This window comes from Pedobacter sp. HMWF019, assembly GCF_003061025.1.
GTDB lineage: Bacteria > Bacteroidota > Bacteroidia > Sphingobacteriales > Sphingobacteriaceae > Pedobacter.
The window spans coordinates 36,487-50,631 of record NZ_QAIL01000374.1 but is presented as its reverse complement, the minus strand read 5'-3'; the positions used below and the strand labels follow the sequence as shown (position 1 = coordinate 50,631).

Below are 14,145 nucleotides of genomic sequence, written 5' to 3'. Positions count from 1 at the left end.
TATTGGTGCTGCAAAATCTGTCTTTATAGATAGAGACAGATGAAATGGAAGAACAGAGTTACCGCTTAATCGTAGCATATTTTGAAAAAACCATCAGTGATGAGGGCTTGACCCAGTTGCAGGAATGGATAGAGGAAAGTTCGGAGCACCTGGAACAGTTTAGTGAAACCATAGAAATTCTGGAGGCATCCAGGGTTTATTTTAGAAATCGAGACAATGCTGCTCAAACCTGGGCCAGGGTTCATGCACATATTGATCAGGGGGGGAGGCCTGTAGTGCCGGTAAAGAAGAGGGTTCGTTGGCTGGCTTATGCTGCGGTGGCGTTGTTAATGAGTACATTTAGTTTAGTTTTTTACTTTCATAAAACGACGGTACCTGTTGATTACGCAGAACTCAGTAATCCCAATGGCCAGCATTCCAGGATTCTTTTACCAGACAGTTCGGTGGTGTATTTGAGTGGCGGCAGTAAGATCCGCTATGAAAAAACGTTTCTGGGAACAAAACGTATGGTTTATCTCGACGGAGAGGCTTTTTTTGATGTCGTACACGAGTCTAAAAGACCATTTGTAGTAAAAAGCGGAGAAATAACCACCATTGTACTGGGGACTTCTTTCAATGTAAAAGCATATGCTTCGGAAAATAAAGTAGATGTAACTGTTAGAACCGGTAAAGTTGGGGTAATGGCGTCTGTGGATGGAAAGACCCAGTTGGTGAGGTACCTGCTTCCGGATGAACAGCTTAAAATTAATACGGATAACGGTTTGTACACTTTTAACAAAGCTGATGCCACCGAAGTAAGTGGGTGGATCAATAATCATTTTGTTTTTTATAACACACCTTTAAAGGAGATCTCGGCATCGTTGGAACACCGTTATGGTGTAAAAATAGAGTTTACTGATCCTGAATTGGGAGAGAGCAGACTCACAGCTAAATTTAAAAATCTTCCATTAAAACAAGTCATGGAAGATCTTACCATACTCTCTGGTTTATCTTTTACACAAAAAGGTAATCATGTTTTTATTTCCAATAATGATCAAAAAGGAGGGAAGATTATGAAATAGAATTTACTCGAACGGTAATATAAAATAGCCCGGGAGTTGCTGGTAACAACCCCAGGCTGTAAGTTGATTTAAACTCATTTAGGAATAAGTATAAAATTAAGTAAATATATGAAAAATATATGGTTTCTGACCATACTGGTGCTTTTGAAGCTGTCTTTTTGCAGCCTTAAAACACAGGCTCAAATCACAAATAAGAAGATCCCTTTCGAGGCAGAAGGGATTATGCTTAAGAATGCGTTTCAGCAGGTAGAGAAGTTAAGTGGAGTATCTATTAATTACAACAACACGCAATTAAATGATAAACGGATGATTTCGGGTATTGCCAAAGCAGAACGTTCTGTTCAGGAAATTTTAAATCTGTTGTTAAGAGGTACTGTTTTTACCTTTAAAGCTTCCGATGACGGAAACATTCTGATTGTGCCGAAACCGCAGGAGAAAGGCAAAATAAGAGGAAAGGTATTGGATGATCAGGGTGAGCCGCTTCCTGGGGCTTCGGTTAAGATTGTAAAAGCGAATGTTTCTGCCCAGTGTCAAAATGATGGTTCTTATGTTTTGAATGTTACACCGGGTATTTATACGGTAGAAATCAGCTTTATTTCTTTTGAGGCTTTAAAAAAGGAAAATATAATTGTTCAGGCCAATAGCACTACGACACTTAATGTGCAACTAAAAGCGGCGCCAAATGCATTGAATGAAGTGGTGGTAACAGCATTGGGAATTAAAAGGGAGGAGAAATCTCTTGGGTATGCGGTAAGTACGGTTCGGGGAGAGCAGCTAACCGGTGCCATATCGAACAACTGGACAGATGCTTTATCTGGTAAAGTTGCGGGACTAAATTTGGTGAGGTCAAATAGTGGCCCTACCGGTTCTAATAAGATTATCCTGCGCGGAGAGAATAATTTGACAGGTGACAATGAAGCTCTGATTGTGATAGACGGTGTAGTGATTAGCCAAGGGAGCGGTCGGCGGACTGCCAATGGTGGCGAATCTGCTTACGGGACCAGCAGTGATATGATGCCAGCAGACTATGGCAGTGGGATTAACGATATCAATCCAGAAGACATTGAAAGTGTGAGTGTATTAAAGGGGCCGGGAGCCTCTGCCCTGTATGGTCAAAGAGGTGCTAATGGTGCCATTTTGATCACGACCAAATCGGGAAGTGCAAAGAAGAAGGGCATTGGGATCACCATCAATTCTAACGTAGCTTTTGAAGAGCCAAACCGGTGGCCGGATCTTCAATACGAATACGGACAGGGTACGGCAGGATCTAACTATTATTCTTATGGTAATAGTGCTGACGGTGCAAGTACAAGTGGTACAAGTTCTGCTTACGGTCCTAAATTTGACGGACAAAGTTTTTTTCAACTGGATCCGCTGACACAGACACAAGGGGCGACACGCACACCATGGGTGCCTTATAAAAATCAGATCAGAAAATTTTTTGATGTTGGGCAGACTTATACCAATTCTGTGAGTATAGATGGTGGCTCGGATAAAACAACAGCGCGCTTTTCTGCCACCAATGTGAATAATAATTGGATTATACCAAATACAGGTTATCAAAGGAATAGCGTGGCATTATCCGTAAATTCAAAGATTAATGAAAAACTCACGATTAGTTCTAAAATCAATTATAATAATAAATCAAGCGATAATTTACCCGGTGCGGGTTACGGAAACCAATCCATTATGTATTGGTTTATTTTCTGGCAGCCCAATGCAGATATCAACTGGTTAAAAAACTATTGGAAGAACGGACAAGAGAATAAGGTGATTTTTTACCCTTATAGTTCGTATCCCGAAAATCCTTACGCTGTTTCATATGAGTTTATTAACAAATCCAGCAGAAACTCCTTTACGGGAAATGTTCAGGCTGCTTATGATATCACTAAAGAGCTTAGTCTGCAACTCCGTACCTCTATGGATTTTGGTTATGAACAAAGGGCTCAGCAACGTCCATATGATGCGGGAACGAAATATCCCAAAGGATCTTACCGGACTCAGAATATCTTCTCCCAGGAAGTAAGTGGCGATTTTCTATTGAAATATCACAAAAAACTAAACCGGGACTTTACGGTAACAGCTACTGGAGGTGGAAGTATGTTGAGGAATAACTATAACAAGGATGAGGTTCGTGCAGATTCTCTGGTGTATGCGGGTTCTTACAAAATGTCTAACAGTGCCGGACCCTTAGTTACTTTACCTTATAAGGCTACCTATGCATTGAATAGTTTTTATGGATTATTATCTACAAGTTTCAGAGATTATCTTTACATGGACATTACTGCCCGTAAGGATTATGCGAGTACATTAGCTACCGCGGAGAGAACCGATAATGCAGGATTTTTTTATCCTTCTTTGAGTATGAGTTTTCTTCCTTCTCAATTGTTTAAACTTCCCCGCCAAATTGATTATGCGAAGCTACGGGCGTCAGTTGCCAGTGTCGGTAGCGGAGGGATCGATCCCTATCAAACTATATTTAACTATGTTTCGGCAGGAAGCATATATTCCGGAGGTTTGCAAAACCCGGGGCTTTTAACAAACCCTAACCTTAGACCACTCCGAACCATAACTTTTGAAGTAGGGGCGGAAATGAAATTTTTCAAAAGCCGCTTAGGTTTTGATCTGGCTCTGTATAGTGGAAATACAAAAGATCAGATTCTTAAAAGAATTATTGACAGGTCTTCAGGGTTTTCACAGGCGGTAATCAATGCTGGAAGAGTAAGTAATAAAGGATTGGAGTTGGCTTTGAATGGTGTACCTGTACGTCTTAGAAATGGCTTTGAGTGGTCAGTGAATATGACTTTTTCTGCCAATAAAAATACCATAAAGGCGCTGGCGGATAGTGCGGTTGTATTACAGAACGGACCCACTGGAGGCGGACAAATTGTTGCTCAGGTTGGAGGAAGCATGGGCGATATGTACGGGAGAGGGTATTTAAGAGCACCTGATGGCCAGATTGTATATGATGCAAAGACAGGCTTTGCAAAGCTGTCTGATGATCTGGTATATCTGGGAAATACTATTCCAAAATGGAAGACCAGTATGAGTCATGACTTTAAGTATAAGCAATTCCGTTTAAATGTTTTGTTTGATGCCCAATATGGAGGGGTAGCCTATTCTTTAACCAACTACAAACTGGCAGAACAAGGGAAAACGACCAATACTTTACCGGGAAGGTATAATGGGATCATCGGAAATGGGGTCGTTCAAAATGCAGATGGAACCTATAGAAAGAACGATGTCATTGCATCAGATGTAGATGGATATTACCGTTCGCATTATGGAATTGACAATGCAGAGGGTAATACCTTTTCAACCAACTTTATTAAGTTCAGAGAAGCCAGGCTGGATTATACGCTAAATCCAAAATTCTCTAAAAGACTGGGAATGCAACGGGCTACCGTTGGTGTATATGGGCGTAACCTGTACATATGGTCTAACTGGCCAATCTTTGACCCTGAATTTGGTACCCTGAGTGGAAGCGATATTACACAGGGCTTTGAAATTGCACAATTTCCTTCAACAAGAACTTTTGGATTTAACCTGGTCATAGGTCTTTAATATAAATCAAAATGAGAGAGAATACATATAAAATTATAGCCTTAGCTGCTTTTCTGGCATTTGTAATGTCGTCTTGTAAGAAAGGCTTTAACGACATCAATACAAGCCCGAACGATACACCCAATGCTTTACCTCAGCAGCTGCTGGCGCCAGCGCTGGTAAATACTGTGAGTTATAATATGTTCCGCAACAGGAATTTCACGAATGAGCTGATGCAAGTTACTGTAGATGCGAGCGATGCAGAAGGTAAAGTGTTCAGATATGACGTTAAGCGGACCTGGGGAGACTATCTTTGGAACGGCTGGTATACTCAGCTTACCAATTTTAAAGATATCTATACTATAGCAGGGCAACCACTGACTGCCAGTAAAACTTATATGGGTATTTCACTGATCTCCCAGTCCTGGATCTATAGCATGCTTACCGATACTTATGGAGATGTGCCTTATTCCGAATCAAATAAAGGGAAAGATGATAACAACTTTACTCCGGTATTTGATAAGCAGAAAGACATTTATCTCGACCTTTTCAATAAACTGGAAGAAGCTAATACTTTACTGAATGGTGCGGGTAATGTTTTGAGTGGAAGTGATCCTGTTTATGCAGGTAATGCCTTGAAATGGAGGAAATTTGGAAATACATTGTATCTGCGTTTATTGCTTAGACTTTCTGGAAAAGCTGAGGTAGCGGCTTCCTGTATTGCCAAAATAAAGGAAATGGTTGATACCAAAGCATCCTCCTATCCTCTTATGTTAGGCAATGAGGATTCAGCTATATTGAGATGGACAGGCGTTGCACCTTATACCTCTCCCTTTATTGGAGGTGTCAGAGAACAGGATTTCAGAACACCAGGAATAGCCAGTTTTTTTATCGATCATCTGGTGGTTTGGAACGATCCCCGTATCAATATCCCTACTTATGGTACCAATGGTGTAAACAGATTTGCTATTGTACCTTATCAGGGCGCATATTTAGGGGTGCAGAGCGGCTATGCCCCAGGAGAAAATCCGGTTAAGAAGTCTTACTTTTATTCTACCGGACAAACTGTAAACAGCTTTCCTGCAGCTACACTACAAAACGATCCTTTAACAGGGATGATTATGAATTATGCTGAACTTCAGTTTATTCTTGCGGAAGCTGCAGCTAAAGGCTGGATTAGTGGTTCTGCAGCGGGCTATTATACGAACGGCGCTAAAAGCAGCATTACACTCTGGTTGCCCGCATGGGCTGAAGATATCAATGCCTTTCTTGTAGCAGGAGATATTGAATGGGATGAGACTGCCACCTTGGATCAAAAAATGGAACGTATCCATCTTCAAAAGTATTATGCCTTGTTTCTAACCGATCTGCAGCAATGGTTTGAATATCGTCGTACAGGGCATCCGGTTCTACCTAAAGGTACCGGCTTAAGAAATGACGGTGTGATGCCGGCCAGATTGACCTATCCGGTATATGTGCAATCGGCCAATCCAACCAATTATAAAGCAGCTGTTGCTGCAATGGGCGGTGATGAAATATTTACTCAGGTATGGTGGCAAAAACCATAAAACTCAAATACATGAAAAAGATACTTTTATATACTTTTCTTCTTTTTTCTGCAGCTTTTATAGGAAGCTGTAAAAAAGGCAACTATCCTGGTGGAATGGTTAGCCCTTATATCGGGCTTTATGATCTAAGGAACCTATACAGAGGTGCGGATGTGACGCTGAATACCGAAAATATGCTGGGATCCAATAAGATTACGGGGATTGTAGTTTCAGATCACTCCGGTGGTAATATGCCCGCAGGTTTATTGGTGCTTCAGGACAAAAGACGTTTGGCGGAACTTAGGGGGATTTCTATTCCCATTGGCAGCGATGCGGCGAAATATATGCCAGGAGATTCTATTATTGTTAACCTGGAGGGGGGCGTACTGAAAAGGATAGATGGCACTTTGCAAATTACAAATGTTCCCTCTTCGGCGGTAACGAGAGTATCATCGGGTAAAACCATCCCCGCTAACCGGGTGCCTGCTAACCTGATCCTGGCCAATCCGGATAAGTATGAAAGTACACTGGTTGCCATTGTAAAGGGAGGATTTGACCCATTGCCGGCACCTACAGATGTTTTATCCGGAGATAAAATTCTTAATGATGGCTTTGGAGACTTAAATCTGCATACTGAATCTACAGCAAACTTTGCCAGTAAACAACTTCCGGTCATGGCCAATTATTATGGGATTATTTTTAATAAGCCAGGGACTGGCGGTCAGCTCATTCCTCAGCAGCGACCACGTACAGGTGAGGATGTGGTGGTGTTGAGTTCTGAGATAGAAATTGCACCGATCATCATCACTGGTTTTATCAGTGATGTGAAAGGAACTGATGGGAATTATGAATATATCCAGTTGATGGCAACCAAAGATATAAATTTCGTTGCCACACCTTATTCTGTTGTGGTGACTAATAATGCTAATGCATCCACACCAACTGGTTATCCGGCAAACGGCTGGGCAACTGGGGGTATGCGTACTTTTAAATTTAACCTCAATTCAGGGGCAGCGGCTAAGGGAACTTTCTTCTATGTTGGCGGAGCCGGAAAAACCATCAACGGCTCGGGATCTACCAGCATGAGTACGTCAAACTGGATCCGAGCTTTCAATTATACGACTACAGATGGAGATGGTTTTGGTACAAAAACAGGTGGTTTGTTTGCCAATAGCGGAAATGCTTCCGGGCTGGCTGTTTTCGCCGGAACAAATATTACTGCTGCTTCTAAACCAATTGATGTATTATTTGTGGCCAGTGGGGGAAGTCTGTATACGGCAGGGCCTCCTGCTATGGGATACCGTATTACGAATACAGATTTTTATGATGTAACCAATCCAATTACATTGCAAAATCAACCGTTTTATGCCAATGGTTCTAATACCTTGTGTTTGGCTTATACAACAGCAGATCTTGGTTATTTCTATGTACTTGGCGGGGTTTATAATGCTTCTTTAGGGAGATGGATCAAAGCAAGAACACAGACAAATGTTCTGCTCAGCAAAACATCTGTGCTCTCAGAGATAGAAGGAGAAGGTTCAACAACACTTAAATAAATTTTAAAGCAATGAAAAGAAGATCTTTTATACAGCGGATGAGCCTTTTGAGCGGGGCTGCATTTATTAGTTTAAACAGCAGTGCTTTTAACAGGCTCAAAAGGGATGCGGTTATTAAAGGAAATGTATTGTCTGGTAAAAAAGGAGTAGAAGGTGTAGTCGTTTCAGATGGTTACTCTGTGGTAAAAACAGATGCGAAAGGTAGTTATTCTATTGAACCTCATGAGAAAGCAACCAGCATATTTGTAAGCACACCAGCCGGGTATGAATTCCGTACAGATGATAGTATTGTGAAGCATTATGAAAAGTTGGGCGTGAGAAATGATTACGATTTTCATTTGCAACCACTGGGCAGGGATGATAGTAAACATAAGTTTATCATCTGGGCAGATCCCCAGGTAAAGAATAAAAAAGATGTACAGCAAATGATGGAAACTTCCGTACCTGATGTACAGCGCCTGCTCAGGAGTATGGATAGGAAAACATTGATCCATGGCATTTGTGTTGGAGATATCGTATGGGACAATCATGCCTTGTTCGAAGATTATAATCTGGCAGTATCAAAAATGGGAATTCCTTTTTTTCAGGCGCTGGGCAATCACGATATGAATTACAGAAAGGGGGGAGATGAAACTTCTGATGTTACTTTCAAAGAGATTTACGGACCAACCTATTACTCTTTTAATCGGGGGAAAGCGCACTATATTGTATTAGATGATGTGCGTTATCTGGGGGTCGAAAGAGAGTATGATGGTTATATTACCGAGGCGCAACTGGACTGGATGGCTAAAGATCTCCAATATGTAGATAAAGAGCAATTGCTTATCATTAATCTGCATATTCCGGTACACAATTCGGTGAAAAATAACGATGCATTTTACGAATTACTGAAAGGATATAAGCATGTTCATATTATGTCGGGCCATACCCACTTCAATAAGAATGTAGTTAAGAATGGAGTTTATGAGCACAACCACGGAACAGTGTGCGGTGCCTGGTGGACCGGGCCAATCTGCGAGGATGGAACCCCAAGAGGATATGCAGTTTACGATGTGAATGGCACGGATCTGAAATGGTATTACAAATCGACAGGATTGGAACGAGAAAAACAGATCAGTATATCTGTAGATCAGCTGACCAACCAGATCAGATTGATTGCCAATGTATGGAACTGGGATCCGGAATGGAAAGTGGAGTATTTCCTGGATGGTCGTCCTATGGGGGGGCTTGAAAATCAGATTGGCTATGATCCTCTTGCTGTTGCCTTATATAAAGGAGATCAGCTCCCTGTTGGGCGTACTTTTCCTGAGCCAAGGAAAACAGATCATATTTTTGTTGCTCATTTTGCTCCTGGTGTAAAGAATGTGAAAGTGGTTGCTACAGATCGTTTTGGCGAAAAGTTTAGTGAAGAAGCAAAAGTTTAGCAACTTTTTAAAAAGCCGGATCATGTGGTCCGGCTTTTTCATTTCATCAATTTGATTTAGAATCGAGTATAGACAGCCAGTTGAACAACGTTATTGACCGTTGAGTTGCTGACCCCTTTGATGGTTTGATTTAAATATCCGGCTTCCAGGTCAAATTTCTTGCTGAAACGGTAACCAGCTGCGGCGTATGCCCTGTTTTGATCAAATACATGTTTGTTGAGTTCGTCTTTATTTTGCAGGTTTAAGAAAAACTCATTCTGCAAAGCGACAAACACCCCTTTTTCAAAATCTTTAATTCCTTTTTCTAATGGCAGGATCATACGGAAAAAATAACGGAAGCGTTGGGAGAAAAGGTCGTCTTTTTCATGGCGGTCAATAAACCGTTGTTCCAGCCTCAACCGGTGACTTACTTGTATAGTACTGATTTTGTGTTTATAAATGTACTGCTCCCAAATCCGGTGTTCAGTGAGCTTGTATTCGTTTAAGCCTTGCCTTAAATTATGGCTTTCATTGAGCAGGTAACCCAAAGTAACATCTTGCTTTTTACTGATGAAATAGGTTAATCCCGGTCTGAACATGAAATTTCTTACATTTTCCCAATTGTCTGAAGATCTAACCTGTACGTCCAGGTGTGTACCCCATTTTTTGCTTAATTTGGTGTTGTTCAAGAGGAATAGCCAACCGCTGTTTTGTGTGATTGTCTGAGTAAATCCTGCCATACTGATACAGCAGAATAACATTAAAAGGAGTATACGTGTCATCTGTTTTCTATTTGTGTGTCTTGCTAAAATAAGGAAATATAGTAAATTGCAAAGACACAAACACATTGAAACCATCTAAACCCTTTAAACTTTGAAACGACTACTCGCCCTATTTTTACTGGTAACCTTACATCTACAATTACGAGCGCAGATTGATACTAACCTGAGAGAAATTAAAATTACTGCTGTTAAATCAACAGTTAAAAACAATTCAGATAAACTTGTTTACAATGTGGCCGCAAGTATTACCGCAAATGGGAGCGATGCTTTGAATGCCTTGAGTAAGGTGCCGGGGATTAAAATCAGTGACGGGCAGATTGGCCTTGCTGGGAAGGGAAGTGTAAGGGTGATGATCAATGATCAGTTGGTACAGCTTTCAGGTATTGAGTTGACGAGGTATCTGAAGTCTATTTCTGCCGGTCAGATCTCCAGGATAGAATTGATTAAGAATCCGGGTGCGAATTATGATGCTGAAGGTAATGCAGGGTTGATTAATATCATTACCAAACAAAATACAAAAAAGGGATATTTTGCAAACATACAGGTGAACGGGAAACAGTGGCTCCACAATCCGGGTAAAGTTTATGGTACCAGAGATTACCAGGCTGTCAATGCCGGAGCTGACCTGAGTTATAATTCAAATAGCTTATCTGCGCATGCGAGTTTGAATTTTGACCGGGATCATCATTTGGAAGGATTTCAGACAGATCTTCACTATCCCCGGCAAATTTGGATGCAGTCAGATACAGGTGATTATAAATACCGGAACCTGAATTATGAGGCTGGACTGGATTATAAGCTGAGCTCGAAAACAAGTATAGGTCTGAATTACATGGGTGGCAGAAATGTTTATGAGGGTTCGGATCATGTGAACAACACCTTTCGAAACCCGGCTACCGGTACGCTGGACTCTACACTTAAAACCTATGCAACTTATTATCCAATAGCACGTACTAATGCGGTAAACGTACATAGTGTGATCAATTTTGATACCATCGGTAGAAAACTTCTGCTGAATGGGGACTATTTTAATTACTACCGTACTGACATTTCAAATCTGGAGAGCAATAGCTTCAAGCCAGATGGAAGCCTCAATCCGGAGGGGAATACCCGCTATTTTGACACTAATAAACAAAGGATCAATATCTATACCTTTAAAGCAGACGCCAACATACCGACACATTTTGCTCAGTTTGCTGTTGGCGGAAAGATCAGTTTTATAAATAATTACAGTAATGCTTTTTACTATAATAAACTGAACGATGGCCAACTGATGTATAATCCCGGTTTGAGCAATGAATTTGATTATAGAGAGAATACACAATCATTGTATGCGAGTATGAATATTGACCATCTGCAATGGAAATATAAAGTTGGTTTGCGTACGGAATTTACACAAACCAAAGGTTATTCCTACCTTTTAAATCAAAACACTACGAATAATTATGTGAAATTGTTTCCGTCTCTGTCGGTATCTTATCAGGCCGATATAGATAATAATCTTTCCTTTAATTTTGGACGCCGGATCAACAGACCTACTTTCTGGAATCTGAACCCTTATAAATCCTTATATACAGCTTATAGTTATGGTCAGGGTAATCCTTATCTGCAGCCGGAATACAATAGCAATTTTGAAATCTCCCATGTTTATAAAAATTTGCTGACCTCTTCTATCTTTTTTAATCTGACTGATAATGGTTTTAGTAACGTTACCCTGGCTAATGAAAGCACCAACATCGTATATACGACACCTTTAAATTTCATTAAGACTTATCGGTATGGGGTTTCAGAAAATCTATCCCTGCCGTTGGCTGCCTGGTTGGATAATAATAATCAGCTGACTTTTTCCTATACCAATGCCCAATCTAAAATGCCTAATATCAATAGTGTAAAAGGCTTCGGCTTATACCTGGCGACTAATAATAATATCTATCTCAATGAGGAAAAGACCTTGGCTGCTGCAGTTAACTTTTGGTACCAATTCCCAGAAGTAGACCACATCAGCAGAACTGACCGTTATTATAAATTAGACCTTGGAGTAAAGGCGGCGGCTTTTCAAAAGAAAGTAGATCTCTCTCTTACTGTAAACGATGTGTTTTTAAGTAGTGTACCCTCCATAACCACTACTGTTAATAACATTCAACAAAGGTTTACCAATTTCCAGTTATACAGATACGTATTGCTGGGAATTAGCTATCATTTTGGAAACAATACAATGAAATCCGGAGAAAGAAATTCGGGCAACGAAGAGGAACGTGGCAGATTACATTAGTGTTAAATTTAAGCTTAGTCTATAAAACTGGCCTAGAAGGAAAGGGGAATATTCATCCTTCCTTTTAAACAATAAATTCACTTTTCCACATAGTTATCCACTTGTGCTGTCAGTTGTTAACATCCATATGGAAATGATGTTCATTATAGGGTCTGTTACATTGCTGAGTGCACCCGTTTTTTGTAATAAAATGTGCCGTGGAAATTACAATAGAAATATAAAGTCCTTCCTGAATGCAAATTGGAATGATGTTGGTAACTCTGTTAATAACTCAGATCTTCTTGTTTTATGACGAGATATATCTTTCTATAAAGAAAGCTAATTTAGGTCGCCTGAGAATTAAGTTTTCAACCAATATTTCATTATCAACATTAAAACTGTGGATAACTCTTGGTTGAAGTAGTTGTTAGATATTGTTTATTGTATAATAGGGTGTATGCTTACAGAGTTGTGGATTCTAGAGTTTGTGCTGCTGAATTTCTATATGGTTATATGGCTATTTGGTTTGATTGTCAGTTTATTATCTGTTGTTTTTTGCCCTTAATTAAATGTGGATAACGTGTTAATAATATAATTGGATGCCAACTTTCTTTAGGTTATTTGTAATTTTATTGCCAATGAATGTAGATAAAACCCAGCATATCCATCCTGATCATATGGAGAGAATTAATAAAGCAGTTAACTTTATCAACAATCATCTTGATGAACCGCTTTCTCTTGAACGGATAGCAGAAGTTGCCAGTTATTCCCCATTTCACTTTCATCGGTTGTTTAAAGAAGTTATTCATGAAAACTTGAATGCGTATGTTATTCGTAAAAGAATAGAGAAAGCCGCATCTGTTTTAATGAGAAGAAAGCAAGTAACCATAACGGATTTGTATTTGAAGTACGGCTTTAACAGTAACTCCTCCTTCACACGTGCATTTAAAAAATTTTATGGTCTAAGTCCTACAGCATTTAGAATCAGGGTTCCTGATCAATTTAGCAAGATTAGTAAAACACAAAGCAAGAATGGGCAAATAACAGTCGAATTTGAAAAAGATATTTGCAGTATCAATAAACATAAAATTTGGAATGAAATGAATGCAAATATCGAAATTAAAGAAATGCCTGTTTTGCACGTAGCCTGTATATCCCACATTGGGCACCTTTATTTAGACTCTACTTATGAGAAGCTCTTGAAATGGGCCAGAGCAAAAGGCTTGTTGGATAAACCCGAAGTGAAAATGTTGACAATTTATCATGATAGTTTTAAAGTTACTGCGCCGGATAAGGTAAGGATGAGTGCTTGTATTGCAGTTGAAGAACCTATAAGAAGCGAGGGCGAAATTGGTTCTGCAAGGATCGAAAAAGGAAAGTTTATTGTCGGCCACTTTGAAGTTGCAGGGGAAGATTTGGGAAAGACCTGGAGTAGTTTATTTATATGGCTGAATAAGAATGGGTATAAGACAACTGAAAGGAATTGTTTTGAGATCTATCGCAACGATTACAGAACACATCCCGATCGGAAATTTATACTTGATATGTATATTCCAATTGATTAATTCTCTTTTCAGCCAGAACTATATTCGGGGAATATAGAAAATATCAGTATTTACAGGTATTCGGAAGAGGCATTTGGTATGTGGATAACTTATTAATAACAAAGTCCACCAGGTATTACCAGATGGACTTTGTTGGAGTGGGGGGAGAAGGATTCGAACCTTCGAAGTCTTGCGACAACAGAGTTACAGTCTGTCCCATTTGGCCACTCTGGTATCCCCCCAACTTGTATTAAAAAGAAAGCTTCAGACAAGCTGAAGCTTTCAATGGGTGGAGAATAGCGGAGTCGAACCGCTGACCTCTTGCCTGCCAGGCAAGCGCTCTAGCCAGCTGAGCTAATCCCCCGTGTGGCTTGGGTGGCAAAAGTAAGTAAAAGTTCAGCTTTTGCAAATAAAATGTTAAAATAGATTTAAATTGACATTGGTCTCTGTTGCTGATG

General features: G+C 40.1%; 8 protein-coding genes and 2 tRNA genes. 7 read left to right on the top strand and 3 right to left on the bottom strand.

The window, feature by feature from the left end; genetic code table 11:
- Positions 1–44: 44 nt before the first annotated feature.
- The 5 genes from DBR11_RS20595 (at position 45) to DBR11_RS20575 (ending at position 9,131) form a co-directional block, all read left to right on the top strand.
- Positions 45–1,061, top strand: coding sequence for a FecR family protein (locus DBR11_RS20595; protein ID WP_108554500.1), 1,017 nt, complete (start codon positions 45–47; stop codon positions 1,059–1,061).
- A gap of 108 nt (positions 1,062–1,169) precedes the next feature.
- Positions 1,170–4,625 carry a SusC/RagA family TonB-linked outer membrane protein gene (locus DBR11_RS20590; RefSeq protein ID WP_233260848.1) on the top strand — a complete coding sequence of 1,152 codons (3,456 nt, stop codon included), beginning with the start codon at positions 1,170–1,172 and terminating at the stop codon, positions 4,623–4,625.
- An 11-nt stretch (positions 4,626–4,636) separates the two neighbouring features.
- A complete protein-coding gene (locus tag DBR11_RS20585) occupies positions 4,637–6,172 on the top strand; it encodes a SusD/RagB family nutrient-binding outer membrane lipoprotein (protein ID WP_108554499.1) in 1,536 nt (511 codons plus the stop codon).
- An 11-nt stretch (positions 6,173–6,183) separates the two neighbouring features.
- Positions 6,184–7,707: a DUF5689 domain-containing protein gene (locus DBR11_RS20580; protein ID WP_108554514.1), complete on the top strand. Its 1,524-nt coding sequence runs from the start codon at positions 6,184–6,186 to the stop codon at positions 7,705–7,707.
- Positions 7,708–7,718: 11 nt separating this feature from the next.
- A complete protein-coding gene (locus DBR11_RS20575; RefSeq protein ID WP_108554498.1) occupies positions 7,719–9,131 on the top strand; it encodes a calcineurin-like phosphoesterase family protein in 1,413 nt (470 codons plus the stop codon).
- A gap of 56 nt (positions 9,132–9,187) precedes the next feature.
- Here DBR11_RS20575 and DBR11_RS20570 read toward each other — a convergent pair whose 3' ends face one another.
- On the bottom strand, positions 9,188–9,892 hold the full coding sequence (locus DBR11_RS20570; RefSeq protein ID WP_108554497.1) for a DUF2490 domain-containing protein: 705 nt from the start codon (positions 9,890–9,892) through the stop codon (positions 9,188–9,190).
- Positions 9,893–9,983: 91 nt separating this feature from the next.
- Between DBR11_RS20570 and DBR11_RS20565 the strand changes: the two genes are divergently transcribed.
- Together DBR11_RS20565 and DBR11_RS20560 are read left to right on the top strand one after the other, a co-directional pair.
- Positions 9,984–12,164, top strand: a complete 2,181-nt coding sequence (locus tag DBR11_RS20565) for a TonB-dependent receptor domain-containing protein (RefSeq protein ID WP_108554496.1) — start codon at positions 9,984–9,986, stop codon at positions 12,162–12,164.
- A gap of 617 nt (positions 12,165–12,781) precedes the next feature.
- Positions 12,782–13,708 carry a GyrI-like domain-containing protein gene (locus DBR11_RS20560; RefSeq protein WP_108554495.1) on the top strand — a complete coding sequence of 309 codons (927 nt, stop codon included), beginning with the start codon at positions 12,782–12,784 and terminating at the stop codon, positions 13,706–13,708.
- Positions 13,709–13,846: 138 nt separating this feature from the next.
- On the opposite strand, the gene DBR11_RS20555 is transcribed toward DBR11_RS20560, so the two are convergent.
- Positions 13,847–13,929 (bottom strand) — tRNA-Tyr (locus tag DBR11_RS20555).
- A gap of 48 nt (positions 13,930–13,977) precedes the next feature.
- Positions 13,978–14,051, bottom strand: a tRNA-Ala gene (locus tag DBR11_RS20550).
- Positions 14,052–14,145 lie beyond the last annotated feature (94 nt).

What these genes read in the sequence shown, in the direction of transcription:
- DBR11_RS20595 (WP_108554500.1), top strand. Translation starts at nt 45, where the DNA reads ATGGAAGAACAGAGTTACCGCTTAATCGTAGCATATTTTGAAAAAACC.
- DBR11_RS20590 (WP_233260848.1), top strand. Translation starts at nt 1,170, where the DNA reads ATGAAAAATATATGGTTTCTGACCATACTGGTGCTTTTGAAGCTGTCT.
- DBR11_RS20585 (WP_108554499.1), top strand. Translation starts at nt 4,637, where the DNA reads ATGAGAGAGAATACATATAAAATTATAGCCTTAGCTGCTTTTCTGGCA.
- DBR11_RS20580 (WP_108554514.1), top strand. Translation starts at nt 6,184, where the DNA reads ATGAAAAAGATACTTTTATATACTTTTCTTCTTTTTTCTGCAGCTTTT.
- DBR11_RS20575 (WP_108554498.1), top strand. Translation starts at nt 7,719, where the DNA reads ATGAAAAGAAGATCTTTTATACAGCGGATGAGCCTTTTGAGCGGGGCT.
- DBR11_RS20570 (WP_108554497.1), bottom strand. Translation starts at nt 9,892, where the DNA reads ATGACACGTATACTCCTTTTAATGTTATTCTGCTGTATCAGTATGGCA.
- DBR11_RS20560 (WP_108554495.1), top strand. Translation starts at nt 12,782, where the DNA reads ATGAATGTAGATAAAACCCAGCATATCCATCCTGATCATATGGAGAGA.